The 23457-nt window shown below is 40.6% G+C and carries 24 protein-coding genes; 15 read left to right on the forward strand and 9 right to left on the reverse strand.

What is annotated here, in order from left to right; translation table 11 throughout:
* Position 1 precedes the first annotated feature (1 nt).
* The 6 genes from mrdA to purN form a co-directional block, all read right to left on the reverse strand.
* Positions 2-2011, reverse strand: a complete 2010-nt coding sequence (gene mrdA / locus IZT61_RS19140) for a penicillin-binding protein 2 (protein ID WP_196098621.1) — start codon at positions 2009-2011, stop codon at positions 2-4.
* Positions 2011-2526, reverse strand: a complete 516-nt coding sequence (locus IZT61_RS19145) for a rod shape-determining protein MreD (RefSeq protein WP_196098622.1) — start codon at positions 2524-2526, stop codon at positions 2011-2013. Before IZT61_RS19145 ends, mrdA begins: the two co-directional genes overlap by 1 nt.
* Positions 2519-3358, reverse strand: coding sequence for a rod shape-determining protein MreC (gene mreC / locus IZT61_RS19150; protein WP_196098623.1), 840 nt, complete (start codon positions 3356-3358; stop codon positions 2519-2521). Before mreC ends, IZT61_RS19145 begins: the two co-directional genes overlap by 8 nt.
* An 81-nt stretch (positions 3359-3439) precedes the next feature.
* Positions 3440-4462, reverse strand: a complete 1023-nt coding sequence (locus IZT61_RS19155; protein ID WP_039478263.1) for a rod shape-determining protein — start codon at positions 4460-4462, stop codon at positions 3440-3442.
* A 246-nt stretch (positions 4463-4708) separates the two neighbouring features.
* On the reverse strand, positions 4709-6235 hold the full coding sequence (purH, locus tag IZT61_RS19160) for a bifunctional phosphoribosylaminoimidazolecarboxamide formyltransferase/IMP cyclohydrolase (protein WP_196098624.1): 1527 nt from the start codon (positions 6233-6235) through the stop codon (positions 4709-4711).
* 167 nt (positions 6236-6402) lie between these two features.
* Positions 6403-6981, reverse strand: coding sequence for a phosphoribosylglycinamide formyltransferase (purN, locus tag IZT61_RS19165; RefSeq protein WP_196098625.1), 579 nt, complete (start codon positions 6979-6981; stop codon positions 6403-6405).
* Positions 6982-7225: 244 nt separating this feature from the next.
* Here purN and rpsT point away from each other — a divergent pair, with 244 nt between their 5' ends.
* The 8 genes from rpsT to IZT61_RS19200 all read left to right on the forward strand — a co-directional run bounded on the left by rpsT (position 7226) and on the right by IZT61_RS19200 (position 11770).
* Entirely contained in the window at positions 7226-7480 is a 255-nt protein-coding gene (gene rpsT, locus IZT61_RS19170; protein ID WP_010603296.1) for a 30S ribosomal protein S20, read from the forward strand.
* A gap of 69 nt (positions 7481-7549) precedes the next feature.
* Positions 7550-8248: a RadC family protein gene (radC, locus tag IZT61_RS19175; protein WP_196098626.1), complete on the forward strand. Its 699-nt coding sequence runs from the start codon at positions 7550-7552 to the stop codon at positions 8246-8248.
* 130 nt (positions 8249-8378) lie between these two features.
* On the forward strand, positions 8379-9218 hold the full coding sequence (locus IZT61_RS19180; RefSeq protein WP_196098627.1) for an endonuclease/exonuclease/phosphatase family protein: 840 nt from the start codon (positions 8379-8381) through the stop codon (positions 9216-9218).
* Between the two features lie 5 nt (positions 9219-9223).
* Entirely contained in the window at positions 9224-9979 is a 756-nt protein-coding gene (locus IZT61_RS19185; protein WP_230383767.1) for a prolipoprotein diacylglyceryl transferase, read from the forward strand.
* A gap of 8 nt (positions 9980-9987) precedes the next feature.
* Entirely contained in the window at positions 9988-10239 is a 252-nt protein-coding gene (locus tag IZT61_RS22360) for a hypothetical protein (protein ID WP_230383768.1), read from the forward strand.
* A gap of 9 nt (positions 10240-10248) precedes the next feature.
* On the forward strand, positions 10249-11382 hold the full coding sequence (locus IZT61_RS19190; protein WP_230383769.1) for a radical SAM protein: 1134 nt from the start codon (positions 10249-10251) through the stop codon (positions 11380-11382).
* A gap of 1 nt (position 11383) precedes the next feature.
* A complete protein-coding gene (locus tag IZT61_RS19195) occupies positions 11384-11572 on the forward strand; it encodes a hypothetical protein (protein ID WP_196098628.1) in 189 nt (62 codons plus the stop codon).
* Positions 11573-11575: 3 nt separating this feature from the next.
* Positions 11576-11770, forward strand: coding sequence for a hypothetical protein (locus IZT61_RS19200; protein WP_196098629.1), 195 nt, complete (start codon positions 11576-11578; stop codon positions 11768-11770).
* A gap of 272 nt (positions 11771-12042) precedes the next feature.
* Here IZT61_RS19200 and IZT61_RS19205 read toward each other — a convergent pair whose 3' ends face one another.
* Together IZT61_RS19205 and IZT61_RS19210 are read right to left on the reverse strand one after the other, a co-directional pair.
* Positions 12043-12261: a HepT-like ribonuclease domain-containing protein gene (locus IZT61_RS19205; RefSeq protein WP_230383770.1), complete on the reverse strand. Its 219-nt coding sequence runs from the start codon at positions 12259-12261 to the stop codon at positions 12043-12045.
* A gap of 105 nt (positions 12262-12366) precedes the next feature.
* Positions 12367-12678 carry a nucleotidyltransferase family protein gene (locus IZT61_RS19210; protein WP_196098630.1) on the reverse strand — a complete coding sequence of 104 codons (312 nt, stop codon included), beginning with the start codon at positions 12676-12678 and terminating at the stop codon, positions 12367-12369.
* A 219-nt stretch (positions 12679-12897) separates the two neighbouring features.
* On the opposite strand from IZT61_RS19210, the gene pheT reads away from it, so the two are divergent.
* From pheT to IZT61_RS19225, 3 genes are read left to right on the forward strand one after another with little or no spacing between them, the layout of a single operon-like run.
* Positions 12898-15297, forward strand: coding sequence for a phenylalanine--tRNA ligase subunit beta (gene pheT / locus IZT61_RS19215; protein ID WP_196098631.1), 2400 nt, complete (start codon positions 12898-12900; stop codon positions 15295-15297).
* Between the two features lie 30 nt (positions 15298-15327).
* Positions 15328-15618: a hypothetical protein gene (locus IZT61_RS19220; protein ID WP_196098632.1), complete on the forward strand. Its 291-nt coding sequence runs from the start codon at positions 15328-15330 to the stop codon at positions 15616-15618.
* 35 nt (positions 15619-15653) lie between these two features.
* Positions 15654-15944 carry a cell division protein ZapA gene (locus IZT61_RS19225; RefSeq protein ID WP_196098633.1) on the forward strand — a complete coding sequence of 97 codons (291 nt, stop codon included), beginning with the start codon at positions 15654-15656 and terminating at the stop codon, positions 15942-15944.
* A 115-nt stretch (positions 15945-16059) separates the two neighbouring features.
* Here IZT61_RS19225 and IZT61_RS22490 read toward each other — a convergent pair whose 3' ends face one another.
* Positions 16060-16188: a hypothetical protein gene (locus IZT61_RS22490; RefSeq protein ID WP_262895701.1), complete on the reverse strand. Its 129-nt coding sequence runs from the start codon at positions 16186-16188 to the stop codon at positions 16060-16062.
* A 74-nt stretch (positions 16189-16262) separates the two neighbouring features.
* On the opposite strand from IZT61_RS22490, the gene rny reads away from it, so the two are divergent.
* The 4 genes from rny (at position 16263) to IZT61_RS19245 (ending at position 23396) form a co-directional block, all read left to right on the forward strand.
* Positions 16263-17834: a ribonuclease Y gene (gene rny, locus IZT61_RS19230; protein WP_196098634.1), complete on the forward strand. Its 1572-nt coding sequence runs from the start codon at positions 16263-16265 to the stop codon at positions 17832-17834.
* Positions 17835-18128: 294 nt separating this feature from the next.
* Entirely contained in the window at positions 18129-18644 is a 516-nt protein-coding gene (locus IZT61_RS19235) for an Mpo1 family 2-hydroxy fatty acid dioxygenase (RefSeq protein WP_196098635.1), read from the forward strand.
* Positions 18645-18961: 317 nt separating this feature from the next.
* The gene (locus IZT61_RS19240; protein ID WP_230383771.1) at positions 18962-21757 is read left to right on the forward strand and encodes a TonB-dependent receptor; all 2796 of its coding nucleotides are present in this window, start codon (positions 18962-18964) and stop codon (positions 21755-21757) included.
* 187 nt (positions 21758-21944) lie between these two features.
* Positions 21945-23396 (forward strand): hypothetical protein, encoded by a 1452-nt coding sequence (locus IZT61_RS19245; RefSeq protein WP_196098636.1) that lies wholly within the window; start codon positions 21945-21947, stop codon positions 23394-23396.
* Positions 23397-23457: the final 61 nt, after the last annotated feature.

The following is a 23457-nucleotide window of genomic DNA, read 5'->3' on the forward strand; positions in this document are numbered from 1 at the left end:
TTTAATTAGTTGTTAATGGTTTTTTTGCGACTAACAATTGCGGGTTTTTTGGTTTTGTGGCAACGCTTTGTCTGTCTGTTGCCGCTTTAATCCTTAAACTATCCTTAACCTTTTTAGTCGAATCTGCTTTTTTAATCGATAAGCTGTCTGCTTTCGTCAATTTAGGCGCTTTGGTTTTATCTTTTAAAACAGGTAGCAGATTTTGGTTTTTCATCCATTCTACTTGTGCCTCCCGAGGGCCGGCTATAGCGCCTTTAAGGTATTTTTCGATCATGTAACTGGCAATCGGTGCGGCATAGGTGCTTCCGAAGCCTGCGTTTTCTACAATAACCGCTATTGCAATTTTCGGATTATCGCGGGGGGCAAAGCCGATAAATACAGAGTGGTTTTTACCGTGTGGATTTTGTACCGTTCCGGTTTTACCGCAGAGCAATATATCCGGAATCCTTGATAATGTTGCCGTTCCCCAACTTTCATTTACCGCATCCTGCATGCCATCTATCACCGGGCCGAAATGCTTTGCATCTACACCAACATAGTGTTTTTTAACGTATTGTTCGCTTACCTGATTTTTATCGCCAACGCCTTTAATTAAGTGTGGCTTAATGTAATAACCGCGATTGGCAATAACGGCCATGGCGTTAGCAATTTGCAAAGGCGTGGCGGTAATTTCACCCTGCCCAATGGCTTGAGAAATTACGTTGGTATAGCCCCATCGTTTCCCATAAATCTTATCGTAATGTTCGGCGGTGTAAAAGTAGCCCTTTCTTTCGTAAGGCATGTCGATGCCCAGCGTATCGCCAAAACCAAACTTGGCCACTTTATCCCTCCATTCTTGATAAGTTTTTCGTTGGTTTTTCATGCCGTTTTTCGTAATCAGCTTTTGAAAAACGTAGCAAAAATAGGTGTTGCACGAGCGGGCGATGCCTCGCCTTAAAGCGATAGAACCATCAAAGTGTTCGCATTTTATACGTCGGTTTCCGGCCTGATAATAATGCGGACAGAAAAAGGTAGTATTCGGATCAATTACACCTTCTTGAAGGCCAATAAGTGCATCAACAGGTTTAAACGAAGAGCCGGGAGGATAATAACCCATAATTGGGCGAACCAGCGATGGCCGATAGGGATTACCGACAATAAACTCCATGTAATTGTTGCCCTGATTTCGTCCGACCAACAAATTGGGATCGTAACCGGGACTACTGATTAGCGATAAGATTTCGCCGCTGGATGGCTCAATGGCTACAATGGCTCCAACTTTGTTCTTCATCAGTTCTTCGCCGAGCTTTTGAATCCTCATGTCGATACTCGAGAGCAAGCGCTCCCCCGAAACCGCGTTTACATCGTATTTGCCGTTGGCGTAGCTTCCTTGCGGGGTGTTATGTACATCGTAAATGGTGTTTACCACGCCTTTTTCTCCCCTTAAAACTTCTTCGTACGATTTTTCGAGTCCGCTTTTACCCTTATAATCCCCCGGTTTGTAATACCCGTTTGAGTTTGCAATGTCGGCACTATCAACTTCTTTTACGTAACCAAACAATTGGCCGCCAACACTATCAGGATAATAGCGAATGGTACGATCTTGTGTGGCGAAGCCAGGAAAACGGTACATAATTTCTTGCAGGCGGGCATAGCTCTGAACCGAAATTTGCTTTACGAAGGGCGTGGCCTGATAGTTGGATTTGGCTTTGGCCTTACGCATAAATTTGCGCACATCGGCAATTGAAATTTCGAGGGCATTTGCTAAAGCAACGGTATCAAAATCTTTTACTTCGTTCGGGATTACCATTAAGTCGTAAACGGGAACATTCTGTACAATAACCTTTCCGTTCCTATCCAATATGGCTCCGCGGGCGGGGTACTTGTATTTTTTTTTAAGTACGTTACTCTCAGCCGATAAAAATGCTTTATCGCTAATAATTTGAATATAAAAAAGCTTACCTAATAGAATTAAAGCTATTACGATGAATAATCCCTGAACAACATATTTCCGATTAAATAATTGATCCATTAGCGTGATGTTCTTTTATAGAATATCGATTCTACCAAAAATATAAGAAGCAATGAAAAGGCGCAACTTAAACCACATCTCATTAGCGTGTAACCAATTTCGCTCAACTTAAATGTTTCTAAAAAGAACAACACTAAATGATGGGTAACTACGCAAAGAAAGGCATAAAGCGAAAACCATTGGAAGCCCATATAACTCAACGATGGTTCGGGATCGTCAATCGCATCGCGGTTTAAGCTGATGGAAATAAATGAGATCCTAACGAAAGCCAAAACTACGCAAGCCGTTGCATGCACGCCCATGGTATCGTAAAAGGCATCGAGCGTTAGGCCGGTAAAAAATGCGAGCAGGTAAAGGAGTATATTGGGGATGCCGAAGGGAAGAAGCAATAAGAAAAGCACGTAGATAAATGGAGTAGAAAGATCGTAGAAACCCATGTTTTTGAGCAGAAAAATCTGAACAAAAAGCAGTATTGCCCACCGTATTACGTTTATGATTATTAATTTACTATTCATTTGGCTTTATTAAGCTCTCTAAAGCTTTTTGCTCCTCCGCTTTTTTATCTTTTACCACGTATACATATTGTAAGGTACTAAAATCGGTAAATAAATTTAATTCGCCCGATAAGAAGTTATCGTTGGTGGCCACGTTAGGCTTAACAATTTTTCCTACTAAAATTCCTGATGGAAAAAAGCCAAAGCCTGAAGTTACTACAGTATCGCCAACCAACATTTTAATGTGGTTGGGAACTTCTTTAATAAATGCTTTTCGGATATCGAAATTGCCTTCGCCCCAAACCAACGAGCCTAAAGCATTATTTTTTTTCAGGGTTACGCTAATTTTGGTGTCTTTGTGCAACAGCGACTGAATGGTGGCCAGGTGCTCAGAAACATCGCGAATAAAACCTACCACGCCCCGTTGCGGCGCAATTACTGCCATTCCGTTCTTAATCCCATCAATACTGCCCTTGTTAATCGTCATGACGTTATTGCGTAGGGTGATTGAATTTTTAACCACTTTTGCCGCTAAATAGGTGTATTGCTGGTTTGTTATTGTGTCGATTACCTTTACATCCTTAGCGGTATCAACCGTGGTAAGTGCAAGTAATTTCGTTTTCAGCTTGGCATTTTCGGCGGCCAAACTATCGTTAACCATGCCGAGGTTTAAGTACCTTTTAAATACATTCAGCCTTTCGTAAGCCTCGCCCACAACCTGGTTGGATGAGTTTAAGGTTACGCTACGCTGATAGGCATTGTTTTTTACGGTTAGATAGATGCCAACAGTGAAAAATATAATAAACAGGAAAAATGCGTTATATCTGCTAATGAAAATCCAAAGGTTACGCATTTAAGTTTCGAGTTGGGAGTCAAAAGTTTGGAGTCTGAGTGGAAAACTCCAAGCTCACAACCCCAAACCCCAAACTAAAGGTTATTGCATTAAAAATTTATAGCCGCCAATATTTTTAAGGGCGATGCCGGTACCACGAACAACTGCTCGAAGCGGATCTTCGGCCACATGCACGGGTAACTTTGTTTTTGCCGCAACACGTTTATCTAAACCTCTCAACAAGGCACCACCACCGGTTAAATAAATACCAGTTTGATAAATATCCGCTGAAAGTTCTGGTGGAGTAATCTCCAATGCCTTTAAAATGGCTTCCTCAATTTTTGAGATCGATTTATCTAAACAATGCGCAATTTCGGTGTACGAAACAGTAATTTGCTTCGGAACCCCAGTCATTAAATCACGACCTTGAACGGCAAAGTCCGAAGGAGCATCTTGCAGCTCAGGTAAAGCAGCGCCAACTTCAATTTTGATTTTTTCTGCAGTACGATCGCCAATCATAATGTTGTGCTGACGGCGGATGTAGTTTACAATGTCTGAGTCGAAGTTGTCTCCCGCAACGCGGATAGATTGATCGCAAACGATACCAGATAAGGCGATAACGGCAATTTCAGTTGTACCGCCACCGATATCGATAATCATATTTCCCATTGGCTCCTCTACGTCGATACCAATACCAACAGCGGCCGCCATGGGCTCGTGAATTAAGTAGACTTCTTTAGCTCCTGCAATTTCGGCAGAGTCGCGAACGGCACGTTTCTCTACCTCGGTAATACCCGATGGAATACAGATTACCATACGCAATGAGGGGAACATCCATCCCTTGCCGCCATTTAGCATGCGAATCATTCCTTTGATCATCGCTTCAGCAGCGTTGAAATCGGCAATTACACCATCTTTCAGTGGACGCACGGTTTTAATATTGTCGTGGGTTTTACCCTCCATTTGCATGGCCTGGCGGCCAATGGCGATCACCTTGTTTGTTGTACGATCGAAAGCAACGATAGACGGCTCATCTACAACTACTTTGTCGTTATGTATAATTAGGGTATTCGCTGTGCCTAAATCGATGGCAACTTCTTGCGTAAACCAGTTGAATAATCCCATGTACGAGTTATATTTTCTTTAAATTGTTAAATCTATACTATTCCTAATGTAAAAATAGGTTTTTTATTGTTTCAAGTTGCTATTTTAAGCCAAAACCAAGCTAAAAGACCAACTTCCTCACCTTATCAACGCTTGTGGTTGAGTTTAGCCTTTGGGTTTAAAGAACAAACTTTAATTTCCCTCTCTTTTGGAGAGGGATTCACTGTCTTTTCAATTAATTCTCCCTTTCGCAGGGAGAGGCTCTTTCTAGTGCTTAAAATGCCTTACGCCAGTAGTTACCATTGCAATGCCTTTTTCGTTTGCCTTTGCAACCGAATCAGCATCTTTAATCGATCCGCCGGGTTGTAAAACCGCAGTAATTCCTGCATCGGCAGCTATTTCTACACAATCAGGAAATGGGAAAAAAGCATCAGATGCCATTGCCGAACCCGCAACACTAAAGCCAAACGAAGCTGCTTTTTCAATCGCCTGTCTCAATGCGTCAACACGCGAAGTCTGGCCCACGCCGCTTGCAATCAGTACATCATTTTTAACCAAAACGATTGTGTTCGATTTGGTGTGCTTAACAATTTTATTGGCAAAATGAAGGTCTTTAAGTTCCTGTTCGGTTGGTGCTTTATCAGTAACAGTCGTCATTTGCTCAGGACCCTCGATAATTAAATCTTTATCCTGCTCAATAACCCCATTTAACAAAGTTTTGAATTGCTTTTTGCTCAATTCAACATTATTGCGCTGTAAAATAACGCGATTTTTCTTTTTGCTGAACAACTCAACGGCCTCTGGCTGGTAAGATGGTGCAATTAAAACCTCAAAAAATAAGTTGTTAATTTCTTCTGCAGTTGCCAAATCGACCTCAACATTGGTAATTAATACACCACCAAAAGCCGAAACCGGATCGCAAGCCAGGGCATCAATCCACGCTTGTTTAACAGTAGGGCGAGAGGCAATGCCGCAAGCGTTGGTATGTTTTAAAATGGCAAAAGTTGGATCTTCAAATTCGTCAATCAATGCCACAGCAGCATCAACATCAACAAGGTTGTTGTACGAAAGCTCTTTTCCGTTCAATTTGGTAAACATGGCATCTAAATCGCCATAAAATACCGCTCCCTGATGCGGGTTTTCGCCATAACGTAAGGTTTTGGCATCGGCCACACTTTGCTTAAATACATCAAGCGGTTCTTCCTCATTAAAATAGTTAAAAATCGCAGTATCGTAATGAGAAGACGTATGAAACGCTTTTTTGGCATAAGCTTTACGCTGTGTCAAAGTGGTTTCACCGTTTTGTTCTTCTAATTGAGCTTGTAAAGTAGGGTAATCGTTTTTAGATGCAATAATCACTACATCGTTAAAGTTTTTGGCAGCGGCACGAATCAAAGAAATTCCGCCGATATCAATTTTTTCGATAATTTCCTCTGCTGTTCCTCCGGCTTTTACGGTTTCTTCAAATGGATATAAATCAACAATAACCAAATCAATTTCAGGAATTTCGTAAGTTGAAATTTGCTCCTGATCGGAAGCTAAGCCCCGGCGATTTAAGATACCGCCAAAAACTTTTGGATGAAGCGTTTTAACACGTCCACCTAAAATTGAGGGATAACCCGTTAAATCTTCAACGGCCGTAACTGGTAAATTTAAATCCTTAATAAACTGCTCTGTACCACCGGTAGAGAATAATTGGACACCTTGAGCGGCTAACAATTTTACCAATGGCTCCAAACCATCCTTATAATATACTGAAATTAAAGCGTTTTTGATTTTAATGGGTTGACTCATTCTAACTAAATTTTGAGCCGCAAAGGTAGTGAAACTGGTTTGTTTTTTAATGAGATTTAGCCCTCAAAATTGAAATTTATGTTCAGCTATATATCAGGAGTACCGTTCGAGAACACGAAATGTTTAAAGTTCTAAAAGTACGCGGTATAATTTTCTGCTAGAACGACTTATTTCTTGATTTTTTTTACCAACATTTCAACAATTCTTGGGTAATGAAGGTGCTCGAGTTGTTGGCCCTTAAATTTTACCATTTCGAGGTTGTCTTCTTTGTCAATTTTGTACCTGGCCTGATAAATATATTCACCTTCGTCGTAATTTTCATCAACATAATGTATGGTAATACCGCCCTCGAGTTCGCCAGCGCTGATAACCGCATTATGTACATGGTCGCCGTACATGCCCTTGCCGCCAAATTTGGGTAAAATGGCAGGGTGAATATTCACAATCCGGCCGGGGTACTCGGCAATAAGGTTTTGAGGAATTAACCATAAAAATCCGGCAAGCACAATAAAGTCTATATCCAGATTTTTAAGCAGGTCGATTACATCGTCCGTTTTATAAAATTCGTTTTTATCAAAAATATGAGTCGGGATTTCGAAATTATCCGCTCTTTGAAGCACATAAGCGTCGGGATTGTTTGTCAAAACCAGGGAGATTTCGATTTCATTACTTCTTTTAAAGTGTTCCATGAGCTTTTGCGCATTAGAACCAGAACCAGAAGCAAAGATGGCTATTCGTTTTTTCACTCAGTAAATCGTTTTGTCCAAAAATAGTATTTTTGACGGTGTTTTCGCCACTGTATTTCATTTTTTATTATAACAAGGTAAAGTGTTATTAATGAATAATTTTAACGTATTTTTGAGCAATAAAATTGTAGGATGGAATTGAGAATAAAAAAGTTAAATTGTTTTGTATATTTAAAACAATAACTCTATATTTGCAACCCGAATTATAGGAAACGATTAAGAAAAAATAAAAGGCTAAATAGAAATGGCAAATCATAAATCTTCATTAAAAAGAATTAGAGCAAACGCAACAAAACGTTTACGCAACAGATACCAGGCAAAAACTACACGTACCTTTATTAAAAGATTACGTGCTGCAGAAGACAAAAAATCGGCATCAGATTTATTGCCTAAAGTGATCTCTATGTTAGATCGTTTAGCTAAAAAGAACATTATTCACAAAAATAAAGCTGCTAACAACAAATCAAAATTAACGAAATTCGTTAACGGTTTAGCATAATCCAGTTTTTTTACGATATTAGTAAAGGCATCCCAACCAAAAGTTGGGATGCCTTTTTTTTTGTAAAATATGGAAGAATACGATCATAAACTGGGTATAAAAATGTGGGCCGAAGAAGATCGTCCGCGTGAAAAATTATTGCAGAACGGCCGAAGGCACTTAACAGATGCAGAATTAATAGCAATATTAATCGGTTCGGGAAATAAAGATGAAACGTCGGTCGACCTAAGTAAGCGGATTCTATCCTTTTATGAAAACAAGCTAACCAAATTGGGCAAGGCATCAATACAAGATCTTTCGAAGTTTAAGGGGATTGGCGAGGCAAAGGCACTATCGATAGTTGCAGCACTTGAACTAGGCTTGCGCAGAAAAGAAACTGAGGAAGAACAGATTGTTGAGGTTACGGCATCAAGCGATGCCCACAAATATCTGCTGCAAACTTTTGCCGATCTCAACCATGAGGAATTCTGGATCTTGCTCCTCAATCGTTCCAACCGCATCATTGGCAAGCATTTAATCAGCAAGGGAGGCCAGGCCGGAACGATTGCCGATCCGAAAATTATCTTTAAAATCGCACTCGAAAATAATGCCGCAAGCATTGTGCTGGCCCATAACCATCCATCGGGCAGTTTAAAGCCCAGCGAAAGCGACGATAAACTCACTAAACAATTGATAAGATCCGGCGAAATGCTCAGCCTGCTTGTGGTTGACCATTTAATATTTGCCAATGAAAAATATTACAGCTATAAAGATAACGATAACATGTAAAACCGTTAATTAGCCGATGGCTGAGCTGAGCATAGCCGTGCATTCGGTAACAACTTTATATACAGTACCACGCTTAAGGTTAAGTTAACACTAAATTTGTATTATTGGCAAATCAAAATCGATTGAACTTATGAAAACCCTTAAACTCATCGTTTCGCTGCTCGTAACCTCAACCATGGCCCTCGCCCAAAAAAAAGAGGCGCCGATTAATTTAATTACCTACAACATCCGTTTAAATGTTGCCTCAGATGGCGTAAACGCCTGGCCAAACCGTAAAGATAACGTAAAGGCCTTAGTCAAGTTCCACGATGCAGATATTCTTTGCGTGCAAGAGGCGCTACCCGAACAATTTGATGCCTTGCTCGAAAACTCTAATTTTGATGTTGTTGGCGTTGGACGTGAGGATGGAAAACGTAAAGGCGAATTCTCGGCAGTTTATTTTGATAAAGACCGGTTTACCAAAAAGGACGGTGGGACTTTTTGGCTTTCAGAAACGCCCGATGTACCATCGAAGGGATGGGATGCCGCGTTAAACCGTGTTTGCAGCTGGGTTAGGCTTTACGATAAATTGAACAAAAAAGAGTTTCTGGTTTTTAACACCCATTACGATCACATTGGAGTACAAGCCCGGATTGAATCTGCTAAACTATTAAAACAAAAAATACAGCAAATTGCGCCAACATTACCAGTTGTTTTTACCGGCGATTTAAACGTAACGCCAGAAACCGAGGCCATCGCCACAATTAAATCATTTTTGATTGATGCAAAAGAAATTTCCGAAGAACCGCCTTATGGGCCGAACGGAACCTTTAATGCCTTCGATTTTAATAGTGATTTGAAAAATAGAATCGATTATATCTTTGTAAATAAAGGCTTCAAAGTAAAGAAATTTGCTGTGTTAACCGATAGTAAGGATAAAAGGTATTTTTCAGACCATTTGCCTGTTTTTGTTAGGTTGTATATTAAATAAGCAGCTTGAGCGCCATTCAGCCATCACCGTTTCCGTTTCAGTTCGAGCTTTTTGGCGAGCGTTTTCATTACCATTATATTTTCGAAACGCTGGCTTTTATTATCGGAATCCGCGTTTACTGTTACTTAAAAAAGGGAATATCTGATCCGATCAGCGACGACAATCGGTTGTGGATTATGCTGGGCGCAATGCTGGGTGCCCTTGTAGGCTCGAGGATAGTTGCCGTTTTAGAAACGCCAGAGGTTTTAAACCATCTTACACTTTCCATATTGTATCAAAGCAAAACCATTGTAGGCGGTCTGCTTGGCGGTTTAATCGGGGTAGAACTCATTAAAAAAGCCATCAAGGTGAATGTAGCTTCCGGCGATATTTATGTTGTTCCTATAATAGTGGCGCTTTTTATCGGGCGTATCGGTTGTTTTTCAATGGGGATTGACGAACCAACCTACGGAATTCCTACCAGTTTTTTCACCGGCATGAACCTGGGCGATGGCATAAAAAGGCACCCGATTATGTTGTATGAGATGGTGTTTCTCATCAGTCTGTTACTGATGTTTAGCCGTATAAGAACGAGGAACATGCTCAACGGCGACCGTTTTAAGCTGTTTATGGTGCTGTACTTCCTTTTTCGGTTCCTGATCGAATTTATAAAGCCCTATCAAAACCTTTTTCTTCACTTAAGCAGCATTCATTGGTCAGCTATATTTATTTTTCTGTATTATTATAAATTCATTTTCAGGATTATTAAATCCCCCAGCTAACCAACATTATGGCAAACACCCGCGATTACATTTACTACGATTACACAAAGAGCCTTTGTGCAGCATGTTTGCAACTTTGCGATGCAAAAATCGTATTTCAGGATGAAAAAGTTTTTATGCTGAAAAACTGCCGCACCCATGGCGATAGCAAGGTAATGATAGCCGATGATGTAGAATATTACAAGCAAATACGGAATTTCAACAAGCAATCGGAAATGCCTTTAAAGTTTAATACCAAGGTGCACTACGGCTGTCCTTAGGATTGTGGGTTGTGTACCGACCACGAACAGCACTCGTGTTTAACCGTTGTAGAAGTTACCGATCGATGCAACCTCGCCTGCCCAACCTGCTACGCAATGTCGTCGCCGAATTATGGCCGTCACCGTACCCTCGAAGAAATAAACCGAATGCTCGACGTGGTGGTTGCTAACGAAGGTGAGCCCGATGTGGTCCAATTATCTGGAGGCGAGCCCACTGTTCACCCCGAGTTTTTTGCCATACTGGATTTGGCCAAAACCAAGCCTATTAAACACTTAATGGTGAACACCAATGGAATAAGAATTGCTAAAGACATTAAATTTGTTGAAAAACTGGCCACTTATATGCCCGATTTCGAAATTTATTTGCAGTTCGATAGTTTTAGTGCAGAGGTTTTAACCAAATTAAGGGGAGAAGACTTAACCGAAGTGAGGAGAAAAGCCATCGATCATTTAAATCAATTCAACATATCTACTACATTGGTGGTAACGCTCCAAAATGGCTTAAACGATCATGAGATCGGCGACATACTGGCCTATGCGCTTAAACAGAAATGCGTTCGCGGAGTAACTTTCCAACCCACACAGGTGGCGGGCAGAAATGACGATTACAATGACCAAAAGGGGAGAATTACTTTAACCGAGGTGAGGCGGAAGATTTACGAGCAGTCGCCCATATTTACACCCCAAGATTTAATTCCCGTGCCCTGCAATCCTGATGCACTTTGCATGGCCTATGCATTAAAAGTAGGCGACGAGGTTTTCCCGATGACGCATTTGATCAACCCCGAGGATTTACTGAACAATTCCAAAAACACCATTGTTTTTGAGCATGACGAAAAGCTGAAGGAGCACATGATCAATTTGTTTAGCACAGGTGTATCGGTAGATTGTGCCGAAAATACTTTTGGCGAGCTAATGTGCTGCCTGCCCCGCGTACAGTCGGATAATTTGAGTTATGATAACCTTTTCCGTATTATTATCATGAATTTTATGGACCCCTTGGATTTCGATGTCAGGGCAGTTAAAAAGTCGTGCGTGCACATCGTTAGCGACAAATATAAAATCGTGCCTTTCGAAACCATGAATATTTTTTATCGTGATAATAAAATCGATGCAATCAGGGAAAAACTAAATATGAATTGATATGCTCCTAATATTACTACTTCTTTACGGTTTGGCCATTGTTGGGCTGTTTTTAGGCGGAATTATCACCATAATTGTTAAATCATCAAATAACGAATCGACAAAAGTTGGTGTTAAAATGCTGATTGCGTCCGTTGTAATGGTTGTAATTGGCGGTGGTGCCTGCGCAGTTATACTAGCTAACGCTTAACCTATGGAAATATTTATTGTTTACTGGGTGGCCGTTGTGGTGCTGTTTATTGTTGGCGTAATCCAGCTCATTATTAAATCGGCCAAAAATCAACCCCTAAAGCCCGCATTGAAACTCATTATCGCTTCCGTAATTTTGGTGGTTATCGGCGCAGGAGCCTGTGCATTGATTTTATCTAACCTGAGTATAGGGCACTAGAATTGATCGCGTTTCCTGTCATCAACAACACATTCTCCGTCATCTCGGCAGTAGCGCTCCACAGGAGCTCCCTTGGAGGAGAGATCTTTTAAGTTTGTTGTACAGTTACTGTTCGGAGAACTCTCCCTTTCGCTTACGATAAAAAATTTGGTGCTCAGTCGAGATATTGAACTTTTAGCTTCCCGTCATCTCGACCGTAGCGCTCCACAGGAGCTCCCTTAGAGGAGAGAGCTTTTGTTTTGAAGACTGACGGCTGCCGGGGCGCCCGGAAGCTAATGTCCAGCTAATATTTCTTCTAAAAAGATTTTTAGGTTCGGCAACTTGTTAACAACAATATCCCAAACAATATCATAGTCAATGCCGAAATAGTTATGAATAAGCTTATTTCGAGTGCTTAGAATTTTTCTCCATTCAATGTGAGGGTATTTATGGCGAAATTCGTCGTCTAGTTTCGAACTTGCTTCTCCAATTATCTCGAGACTTCTAATCAATGCCCTAGAGAGAACAGGATCGTTGATTACTTTTTCTTTGTTTTTAGAAATTATTTGGTCAATAACAAAATTGATTCATCTACGATGTCTTTAACTAATTCGTGATTAGATGCTAACATATTGGGTTTGTTTTAAAATATGGGGACCAATATGTTTACTCAATGATTGCGGAGTTACAATTTCAACTTTTCTGTTAAATAGCTCTTCAAGATAGAATGATAAATCAATAAAATTGTCGAAGTTTTTTTTCGAGGGCACAAATTCAATAAGTAAATCAATGTCGCTATCCTTTGTCACGCTGTCTGTGCTAAAAGAACCAAACACGCCCAGTTTTTCAACGCCAAATGATTTTATTTTTTCTGCATTTGTTTTAAGCTGAGCAAGAAGCGCCGCTTTTGTATTTACCTCTATAGCCATAAACAAATATAGCTTTTAATAAACAAACTGTATATCGAACGGCCATGGCAAATTTCCAGTCGAAAGGACGCACTTTTAGCTCGCCGCCGGTAACACTCCGTCTATATTTCTCCTTTAACTTTCTGCTTTGGCCTTTAAATAATATCTTTGCGTTTTAGACATTGTTTTTTGAGCACTATCCATCTCAAATCTCACGTCTGGAATCTCAAATCTCAATAAATGAAAATATCATATAACTGGTTAAAACAATTCGTACAAATAGATAAAACGCCTCAAGAGCTTTCCTTAATCTTAACCGATATTGGTTTGGAGGTAGAAAGTGTAGATCAGGTTCAGCCTGTTGTGGGTGGCTTGGCGGGCTTGGTTATTGGCGAGGTTTTAACTTGCGCTCAACACCCCAATGCCGATCGTTTGCGTGTAACGACCGTAAACGTTGGTGGGCCCGAAAATCTGCAAATTGTTTGTGGTGCACCCAATGTTGGTGCCGGACAAAAGGTAATTGTAGCTACCGTGGGCACAACCGTTTATCCTTTAGGGGGTGAGCCCTTCAAAATCAAGGAATCAAAAATCAGGGGCGAAGTTTCGCAGGGAATGATCTGTGCTGAAGATGAAATTGGACTTGGTAAATCGCACGATGGAATTATGATTTTGGCCGATGATACCCCAATCGGTATCGCCGCAAAAGATCATTTTAAAATGGAAGATGATTTTGTATTCGAAATCGGTTTAACGCCCAATCGTGCCGATGCAGCCTCTCATTTGGGTGTAGCCAGAGATTTGGCCGCCTATTTCAGAAGCGAGTACGAAATGCCAGATTTATCAGCCTTTAAAACCGATAACGAAAACCGCGTTGTGGCGGTAGAGGTTGAAGATTTACAAGCTTGCCCGCGTTACAGCAGCTTAACCATTTCTGGTGTAACCGTTACCGAATCGCCCGATTGGCTGAAAGATAAACTTAAGGTAATTGGTTTGCGCCCCATTAACAATGTGGTAGATATTACCAACTATGTGCTGCATGGCTTTGGCCAACCGTTACATGCGTTCGATGCCGATAAAATTGCTGGTGGAAAAGTGATTGTAAAAAAAGTTGATGAAGGTACACCTTTTGTTACACTTGATGATGTGGAACGTAAACTTAGCGCCGATGATCTGATGATTTGCAACGCCGATGAGCCAATGTGTATCGCCGGTGTTTTTGGAGGGAAAACTTCTGGTGTTGATAACAATACGAAGACCATCTTTTTAGAAAGCGCCTATTTTAATTCGGTTTCTGTGCGTAAAACCGCTAAAAGGCACGGCTTAAAAACCGATGCATCTTTCCGTTTCGAACGTGGAACAGATCCTGAAATTACAGTTAAGGCCCTAAAATATGCCGCATTATTGATTAAGCAACTGGCGGGCGGCGAAATTTCATCGTCAATTTCTGATATTTATCCAAACCCGATTCGTCCGTTCGAATTTGAGGTGAGCTATACCAACATCAACAAGTTGATTGGCGCCAATATTCCGTCCGCAGAAATTAAGCACATTATTACAGCGTTGGGCATTTCGGCAACCAGCACATCTGATGACACTTTGGCGTTGCGAGTTCCCTCTTTTAAGGTTGATGTAACCCGCGAATGTGACATTACAGAGGAGGTGTTGCGGATTTATGGTTACAACAACATCGAAATCCCCTCGAAGGTAAACGCCTCGTTATCGTACAGCGTGAAACCAGAGAAAGAAAATACTAATAATGTTATTGCAGATCTTTTAACGGCCAATGGTTATGCCGAAATTATGTGCAACTCATTAACCAAGTCGGCCTATTCTAAAAATCTGGATGAAGCTGTGTTTATTTTAAATCCGCTAAGCAGCGATTTAAATGTAATGCGCCAAAACCTGTTAATGCCCGCCTTAGAAAGCGTTGCCTATAACCAAAACCGAAAAAATGCCGACGTAAAGTTTTACGAATTTGGTAAAACCTATCATTTAATTGAAGGGCAGTATGTAGAGCGCCCACGCTTGTTGTTGTTAATTTCTGGAGCAAAGCAAAGCGAACAATGGAACCAAAATTCAAAACCGGCAACTTTTTACAATTTAAAGGCTGCTGTTGATGCTGTTATCTCACGTTTAGGAATTTCGAGCTACCAAACAGATACCTTAAATGATGAGAACTTTGCTTATGGAATTAAATATTTCCGCGGCAATAAAACGTTGGTAAATTTTGGCGCAGCAAGTAAGGCCGATCGTAAAGTGGCCGATGTAAATGCCGAGGTTTTTTATGCCGATTTCGATTGGGCGGCTTTGCTGGATATTGTAAAGAAAAACAAAATCGTAAATAAAGAACTTTCCAAGTACCCAACCGTGCGAAGAGATTTGTCGTTACTGATCGATCAGGCGGTAACTTTCGATACGTTAAAGGGCATTGCCTTTAAAACGGATAAGAAATTGATTAAGGAAGTTGGCGTTTTTGATGTGTATATGGGCGATAAGCTGCCGGAAGGTAAAAAATCGTATGCACTGAATTTCATTTTGCAAGATGAGGAGCAAACTTTGACGGAGAAGCAGATTGAAAATACGATGCAGAAATTAATCGCAAATTTAACCCAGCAAGCGGGTGCAGAAATTAGGAAATAAAATATAAATTCGTATTTTTAGAAATAATTCATGGCTTCTGTTGCAGATCAATTAGATAAGGTAGTACAAAAAACAACTCGGTTAATTGAGTTGTGTAATGCTTTGCAAGAGGAAAATGATTTATTAAAGCTTGAAAATCAATCGTTAAAAGTTGCACTCGATACTGCTAAAGGCAAAAATGTAGAATTCGAAGAGAAACTGAGGGTTACAAAACTTGCGAAAAGTATTGAGGGAACAAGTGAAAAATCGCTTGACATTAAACAAAAAATTAACGATTTTGTGCGGGAGATTGATAAGAGTATCGCATTGTTAAAAAAATAAAACAACGCGTAGAAATCAGAAACTAAAGCTAACAAATGGGAGAAATCTCGATTAAAATAACCATTTCCGATCGCATTTATCCGCTAAAGGTAAATACCGAAGAGGAAGAAATTGTGAGGCGGGCAGCTAAAATGATCAATGAGCGCATAAAAGATTATCAAGATAATTATGCGGTTAGGGATAAGCAGGATCTACTTTCTATGGCCGTGTTGCATTATGCAACAGCGGTACTTAGAACAGAGAACAAAGTGCAAAACCAAGATACTGCAGTTGCCGATAAAGTTGAGCAATTGGATGTTTTACTCACTGATTTTTTTACAAAATAAAGGTTCGTTCTTTTTTTAAGTATTCGTCATTCTGGCGCAGGCCAGAATCTGATTGATAAGGTGCTGAAATTATTCAGATACGTATCAAATCAGCATGGCGACCACTTATTAAGCATTAGCATAAAAACATAGCCGCAGCTAGTTTTTGAGTTTCAAAATTTATAAAACTTAACACTTCAATATCTATGGGGTTAAGAGGGCGTATTTCATCTGCTTCGGCACCTGAAAATGGCTTAAATCCCAATTATGCTTAGTTGAGGTTTAAAATGTATGAGACTTTAAAAATTAGTTGCGGTTTTTTTTTACTTAAAAAACAAAATGGAGATAACGGAAATTCTAGGATACATATTTGCCCTAATAGCTGGCTTAGGTATCGGTATAGCGGTGGGTAGATACCTGCTTCGCAACTTGCTTAAACAACAAGAAGTTGCCGCTCAAAACAAAGTGAAAAAGATTTTAAAAGATGCAGAGAACAATGCAGAAATCTTGAAAAAAAATAAACTTTTAGAGGCAAAAGAGAAGTTTTTGCAACTTAAGGCCGAGCACGAACAAGAAGTAAGTGCAAAGAACAACACCATTAACCAACGCGAAAATACCATCAAGCAAAAAGAGCAATCGGTAAACCAACGTTTAGAGAATTTTAACAAAAAAGAACAAGAGCTTGATAAACAACGACAAAATCTTGAGCGCCAAACCGATTTAGCGGTGAAGAAGCAAGAAGAGGTTGAAGTGTTAAAAAATCAGCATTTGAAGCAGTTGGAAACCATTGCCGGCCTTTCGGCTGAAGAAGCAAAGGAGCAGTTGGTAGAAAACCTGAAACAAGAGGCCCGTACGCAGGCCATGATGCAGGTAAAAGACATTGTTGATGAAGCGAAACTGACCGCGAGCAAAGAAGCTAAAAAAGTGGTTATCCAAACCATTCAACGCACTGCAACCGAGGCAGCGATTGAAAATTCAGTTTCCATTTTTCATATTGAAAGCGACGAGATTAAAGGACGCGTAATTGGTAGAGAAGGCAGAAACATTCGTGCTCTAGAAGCCGCTACTGGTATCGAGATTATTGTTGATGATACTCCGGAAGCCATTATTTTATCTGGTTTCGACCCGGTAAGAAGAGAAATTGCCCGCCTGGCCCTGCACCGTTTGGTAACAGATGGTCGTATTCACCCGGCACGTATTGAAGAAATTGTTGCCAAGACAAAAAAGCAGATTGAAGACGAAATTGTTGAGATTGGCGAGCGCACTGTGATCGATTTAGGCATTCACGGTTTGCACCCGGAGCTGATTCGTATGGTTGGACGTATGCGTTACCGCTCTTCTTATGGTCAAAACCTTTTACATCACTCTAGAGAGGTGGCCAACTTCTGTGCTACCATGGCGGCAGAATTGGGCTTAAACGCAAAGATGGCCAAGCGTGCCGGTTTACTTCACGATATTGGTAAGGTGCCAGATGATAACCCTGAATTGCCTCACGCTATTTTGGGTATGCAACTGGCCGAAAAATATAAGGAACATCCGGAAATTTGTAACGCCATTGGTGCCCACCACGATGAAATTGAGATGACCTCTTTAATTTCGCCAATCGTTCAGGCTTGCGATGCCATTTCAGGCGCACGTCCCGGCGCACGTAGAGAAGTTGTTGAAAGCTACATTAAGCGTTTAAAAGATTTGGAAGAACTGGCTTTATCTTACCCAGGTGTAGAAAAAACCTTCGCAATACAAGCGGGTAGAGAATTGCGTGTAATTGTTGAAAGTGAAAGAATTACTGATGCACAGGCAGAATTATTGGCCGCCGATATCTCAACGCGTATTCAAACAGAGATGACTTATCCGGGTCAGATCAAGGTGACCGTAATTAGAGAAACACGATCGGTGGCATTTGCTAAATAAGATTGATTGCACTGATTATACCGATAGTATTGAAGCGATGGCATCTGTCCATCGCTTTTTTTGTTGCTGATCATTTCATTGTGGCGTAGCGCAATTTCCGTCATTTCGACTGTAGTGCAACGAAACGGAGAAATCTTTATGCCAAAACCACCCAGAATGCAGGTTTCAAAGATCTCTCCTCCAAACAAGCTCCTATGGAGCACTGCGGTCGAGATGACGACTGTTCAGATACATCTTAATCTTGGTAATCCTGAAAATCCCATAATCCTGATGATTTTTTTCTAATTTTACATCATGAGCAAGCAAACCAAACAAATAGAGCCAAAACGGCCTGTTGATGTACTTTTCGATAAGTATGCCGAAAGTCACCAAAATTCTACCAACAAACTGGTGCATTGGATCTGTGTTCCATTGATTGTATTTAGTTTACTCGGCTTGGTTTGGCAAATTCCTTTTCCACATCTCGAATTTTTAGGAAGTTATAACGGCTTTTTCAATTGGGCCTCGTTTCTGCTGGCTTTCAGCTTATATTATTATTTTACCTTATCGCCCGTATTGTTTTTCATGATGATTTGGGTTGTGGGCCTAATGAGCTACATCATTGTAAAAATAGAACAAGCGGTAGGTTTAGGCAGCGGAAAAGCCTACGCTATTTATGCAGCAATTTTTGTAGCAGCCTGGATAGGGCAGTTTATTGGCCACAAAATCGAGGGAAAGAAACCTTCGTTTTTAGATGATGTTAAATTTCTGCTGATCGGCCCGATTTGGTTGTTGCACTTCATTTGTAAAAAAACAGGAATTAGATACTAGAAGGGTAGAGGGTAGAAAGGTTTAAGGTAGAAAGGTTTAAGGTGTAAGGTAGAGGGTAAGACTAAAGCGAAAAACCCATAGATTAAATTGGAGTGTTGTTTTTTGTGAAACATTTGCCCTTCGACTCCGCTCAGGGTGACAGTGTTTTGTCTTTTCCTTAACTAAATGACATTAGCCTTCCCCTTCACCTTTGACCTTCAACCCTAAACCTCAATCAGTAACATTAAATTAACATTTAGCTAAACAAAGCTTAATTAACATCTAACATACAGCTAACATTGTGGTAATAGCTTTGCCTAAAATTAAATACAGGCAAATTGAATATCATCGCTATTGTTAAAACTTCGGCATTTGTAATGCTGATTTCATTTATAAGCTTAATTGCTTCGGCACAAACAGGAAAAATTTCGGGCGTTGTATCTGATAAGAAAACTGGTGAGACCTTAATTGGTGTCACCGTTAAAATTAAAGGTACAACTAAAGGTGTTTCAACCGATGTTGATGGTCACTATACGTTGCAAGCAATGGCCAGCGGGAAATACACACTTGAATTTTCGTATGTGGGCTACCAAACAAAAGAGATTTCGGAGGTTGTAGTTAAAGCTCCTTCGGTTACCAATTTAAGCGTAACACTTGCTGAGGCCAGCGGACAAAACCTCGGAGAAGTTGTGGTTAAAGCAAGTTACAAGCAAGAATCTATAAACACACTTTACGCTCAACAAAAAAACAGCGCCTTAATTTCTGATGGTATATCAAGCGAGCAAATAAAAAAATCTCCTGATAGAAACACGTCCGACGTTTTGAAGCGTGTAAGTGGTGCCACTATTCAAGATAATAAGTTCGTTATTGTGCGTGGTTTGAGCGACAGATACAACACGGCGACACTTGATAACTCGACCCTGCCAAGTACAGAGGCAAACAAAAAAGCCTTCTCCTTTGATATTGTTCCATCGAATTTGGTGGATAAGATTACCATCAGCAAAACCGCTACGCCCGATTTACCAGCAGATTTTGCAGGCGGTGCGGTGCAAATCGTAACTAAAGATATTCCCGATCAAAACTTCTTGTCGTTGGGCATTGGGTACGGTTACAACAGTCAATCGACGTTTAAAGATTTCCTTGGCACAAAGAAAAACGCTTTGGCTTACCTGGGTTACGAAGATGGCTCGAAACAACTGGCAGAAAACTTTCCGAGTACTGCTGCGGTTTCATCGGGAACGCTGTCGAGCTCAAAAAACATTGCGGCATTGAAATCGTTACCTGTCGATAATTCTATTAGAAACAACAGCGCTCTGCCTACTCAAAACTATCAGTTTAATCTGGGCCGGGTTAAGAATTTCGAAAGCGGAAATAAGTTTGGCGCTATGATTTCTGCAACCTACAGAAACTCGCAAAACATCAATCAAGATGTTGAACGTAACTTCTACGTTTACAATTATACCGACAATCAATACAGGTTCTCTACCAATTTAGGCGCTTTGGCCAACTTCGCCTACAGCTTCGGAAAGAACAAAATCAGCTTTAAAAATATCTACAACAAAAATTACGACGATAACTACACGGTTCGTACCGGTATAAAAGATGGTAACTCGTTAAACCAGTTTTATGCTTATGATATTATGCAGAAAGCGCTTTTTAAAACAACTTTAGAGGGCGATCATCAAATTGGTGAGGGCAACAGCAAATTAAAGTGGACGGCATCGTACAGTAATATCACCAATAACCAGCCAAATCAGTTAAAAATTAATTATACCAAACCGCTGGCGGCACAAAATGATCCTTCGGTTTTGTACCAGGCGAACATTACTTCTTTGGGTAAAGATAATACACGTTTATTTTCTGATTTAAATGAAGATATCTACGCTGGTGAGGTGAACTATAGCACGCCATTTAAGTTGTTCGATGCCTCAACCACGATGAAGGTTGGTTTGGGTTCTCAATACCGCGATCGCGATTTTACAGCTCGTTTTATTGGTGCCGAATTAACTACAAACGATCCGGAGGAACAAACCCGTGTAAGGGCATTGCCGGTAACCGAAATATTCTCCCATTCATTAATCGAATCGGGGATTTATAGAATTTCAGAAGTTGGCGGTCCTTTAGATAATTATTTGGCCAACTCGTTTACCAACTACGGCTATTTGATGCTCGATCAAAAATTTGGCGAAAACTTTAGGGCAGTATATGGCGCAAGGGTAGAAAATTACAATGTGAAAGTGCTTAACTCCATTCAAACCTATGTTGATGATACACAACTCGACGTGCTTCCCTCGGTAAACTTAACTTACAGCCTAACCAAAAAAGCTAATTTACGTGCCTCATACTACCGTACTTTGGCCCGACCAGAGTTTAGGGAGCTTTCGTTGTCGTCGTATTATGATTATGAACAACTAGGTAACATCACAGGTAATCCAAACTTAAAGAGATCGCTTATCGATAACGCAGATTTAAGGTATGAGATTTATCCGGAGGCCGGTCAGTTATTTTCGGTATCGGCATTTTACAAGCACTTTACCAACGCCATCGAATCGTACCGTTATGATGTTTTGTCAACGCCTGATGTTTCCTTTTTCAACACGCCAAAAGCCTATACTTATGGCCTCGAGTTTGAAGGTCGCAAGAACCTGAACTTCATTAACGATGAGGGTTTCTTTAAAAACACCATTGCTTATTTCAACTTGTCGTTAATCAAATCGAAGGTTACCAATCCAACCGATCAGGAGTTTATCGACAAAACCCGACCAATGGTTGGTCAATCTCCATACGTAATTAATGCTGGTTTACAACATAGTGCCTTAGATAATAAGTTGAATTTTAACATCCTTTACAATAAAGTAGGCCGAAGGATTATTCAGGCTGGCGGTATTCGTTTCCCAAGCACGTACGAAAACCCGAGAGATGTTATCGATTTCCAGGCGAGTTACAAAGTGATTAAGTCGAAAGGTGAAATTAAGCTAAATGTCGGCGATATTTTAAACCAGAGAAGCATTATTTACTTCGATTATAACGGCGACAAGAAATACAACGGCAGCGTTGGTAATGGCGGCGATGAAACGTTTTCATCGTACAAAACCGGAACAAACGTGTCGTTATCGTTTAACTACTCTTTTTAGGGATTAAAACTGTCACCCTGAGCGTAGTCGAAGGGTTATTTGAGGCGGGCTTCGACTACGCTCAGCCTGACAGAAGGATAAAGGGCATCTTTAGCACCATAGCAGGACTTCACAATATGTTAACAGGATATTAATCCTAAAGAAAAACTAAAAATATCTCTTTGTAAAAAATATTAAAACAGAAAAAATGAAAAATCAATACCTAGTACTTGCTTTATTGGTCGTATTATTTTCGGCCTCTTGTAAGAAAAACGTAATTATTGAAGGTCCATCGACAGATGAACCAACAACAAATGGAAGTCTTGTAGAAGTATCTGGCGAAATCACGTCAAATACCACCTGGTCGGCTGATAAGATTTACCTATTAAAAGGTTTTGTGTTTGTAAGCAATGGCGCTACATTAACCATTGAGCCGGGAACAATTATTAAAGGCGACAAGGCTTCAAAGGCAACCTTGATTATCACTCGCGGCTCTAAAATAAACGCAACAGGAACGGTTGACAAGCCAATTGTATTTACTTCGGCTTTAGCTGCCGGCGCACGTAGCCAGGGCGACTGGGGTGGCATTATCCTTTTAGGTAAGGCACCGGTTAACCAAGGTAACGATGTGAAGATAGAAGGTGGTTTGGTACAGCCGACAGGTAAGGATGAAAAAGCATATATTTATTATGGTGGTGCGGATGCCGCAGATAACTCTGGCGTAATGAAGTACGTTCGTATTGAGTTTGGCGGTATTGCTTACTCGGTTGATAATGAGATTAATGGTTTAACATTGGGCGGTGTAGGTAACGGAACTACTTTAGATTATATCCAGATTTATCGTTCTGGCGATGATGCTTTCGAGTGGTTTGGAGGTACTGTAAACGCAAAGCACTTATTGGCAATTGGCACATGGGATGACGATTTTGATACCGATTTTGGTTATTCAGGCAGCGTTCAGTTTGCTTTGGCACAACGTGTGGCAACAGTGGCCGATCAATCACAATCGAATGGTTTCGAATCTGATAACAACGGAACAGGTACAGATCAAACCCCTAAAACTTCTGCGGTTTTCTCTAACGTTACCATTTTAGGCCCGATAAAAGCGGCAGGAGGTTCGTATAACGCAAACTATTATCACGGTGCTCAAATTCGTCGTAACTCATCAATCAGCATTTTAAATTCAGTAATCGCTGGTTTTCCAATTGGGGTTTATATCGATGATACCAAAGTAGTTACTGCAGGTTCTACTGCTGCAAACTTTACCGCAGGTAATATGGTTCTTGCCAACAACTTAATTTACGGAACTAAAGGCGCAGAGGTTAGCGTAAGCAATACAGCTGCTGCTGCCGCTATTGAAACTAAATTGCGTGCCGATAATACATTTGCACCAACACTTTTCGCAGCATCACTTTTCAGCTCACCGTATGCTTACGGAACAGATTTCGCAGCAAGTGGATCTGCAGCCGTAGCCAACTTTACCCTGTCAGCATCGTCGGCAGCTGCAACAGGCGCTTCATTCACCAATGCTAAAGTAGCAGGTTCATATTTCGATAAAGTAGCTTATAAAGGTGCTTTTGGTACAGAGAACTGGGCAGCTGGATGGGCCGCGGCCGATGCGCAAACGTTGGCTTACACTACGCCAGGTGCAGTAAAATAAGAAACGCAATAGCATATCCTATTAAAAAGGGCCAGAAGTTATTTCTGGCCCTTTTTTATTA

Origin of the sequence: Pedobacter endophyticus, from assembly GCF_015679185.1 — a bacterium.
Taxonomy (GTDB): domain Bacteria; phylum Bacteroidota; class Bacteroidia; order Sphingobacteriales; family Sphingobacteriaceae; genus Pedobacter; species Pedobacter endophyticus.

Coding starts and splice junctions, on each gene's coding strand:
- IZT61_RS19180 (WP_196098627.1), top strand. CDS start 8,379: ATGAAAACCCTTAAACTCATCGTTTCGCTGCTCGTAACCTCAACCATG.
- radC (WP_196098626.1), top strand. CDS start 7,550: ATGGAAGAATACGATCATAAACTGGGTATAAAAATGTGGGCCGAAGAA.
- mrdA (WP_196098621.1), bottom strand. CDS start 2,011: ATGGATCAATTATTTAATCGGAAATATGTTGTTCAGGGATTATTCATC.
- IZT61_RS19145 (WP_196098622.1), bottom strand. CDS start 2,526: ATGAATAGTAAATTAATAATCATAAACGTAATACGGTGGGCAATACTG.
- IZT61_RS19155 (WP_039478263.1), bottom strand. CDS start 4,462: ATGGGATTATTCAACTGGTTTACGCAAGAAGTTGCCATCGATTTAGGC.
- rpsT (WP_010603296.1), top strand. CDS start 7,226: ATGGCAAATCATAAATCTTCATTAAAAAGAATTAGAGCAAACGCAACA.
- purH (WP_196098624.1), bottom strand. CDS start 6,235: ATGAGTCAACCCATTAAAATCAAAAACGCTTTAATTTCAGTATATTAT.
- IZT61_RS19200 (WP_196098629.1), top strand. CDS start 11,576: ATGGAAATATTTATTGTTTACTGGGTGGCCGTTGTGGTGCTGTTTATT.
- IZT61_RS19225 (WP_196098633.1), top strand. CDS start 15,654: ATGGGAGAAATCTCGATTAAAATAACCATTTCCGATCGCATTTATCCG.
- IZT61_RS19235 (WP_196098635.1), top strand. CDS start 18,129: ATGAGCAAGCAAACCAAACAAATAGAGCCAAAACGGCCTGTTGATGTA.
- IZT61_RS19245 (WP_196098636.1), top strand. CDS start 21,945: ATGAAAAATCAATACCTAGTACTTGCTTTATTGGTCGTATTATTTTCG.
- IZT61_RS19195 (WP_196098628.1), top strand. CDS start 11,384: ATGCTCCTAATATTACTACTTCTTTACGGTTTGGCCATTGTTGGGCTG.
- IZT61_RS19220 (WP_196098632.1), top strand. CDS start 15,328: ATGGCTTCTGTTGCAGATCAATTAGATAAGGTAGTACAAAAAACAACT.
- pheT (WP_196098631.1), top strand. CDS start 12,898: ATGAAAATATCATATAACTGGTTAAAACAATTCGTACAAATAGATAAA.
- mreC (WP_196098623.1), bottom strand. CDS start 3,358: ATGCGTAACCTTTGGATTTTCATTAGCAGATATAACGCATTTTTCCTG.
- rny (WP_196098634.1), top strand. CDS start 16,263: ATGGAGATAACGGAAATTCTAGGATACATATTTGCCCTAATAGCTGGC.
- IZT61_RS22360 (WP_230383768.1), top strand. CDS start 9,988: ATGGCAAACACCCGCGATTACATTTACTACGATTACACAAAGAGCCTT.
- IZT61_RS19210 (WP_196098630.1), bottom strand. CDS start 12,678: ATGGCTATAGAGGTAAATACAAAAGCGGCGCTTCTTGCTCAGCTTAAA.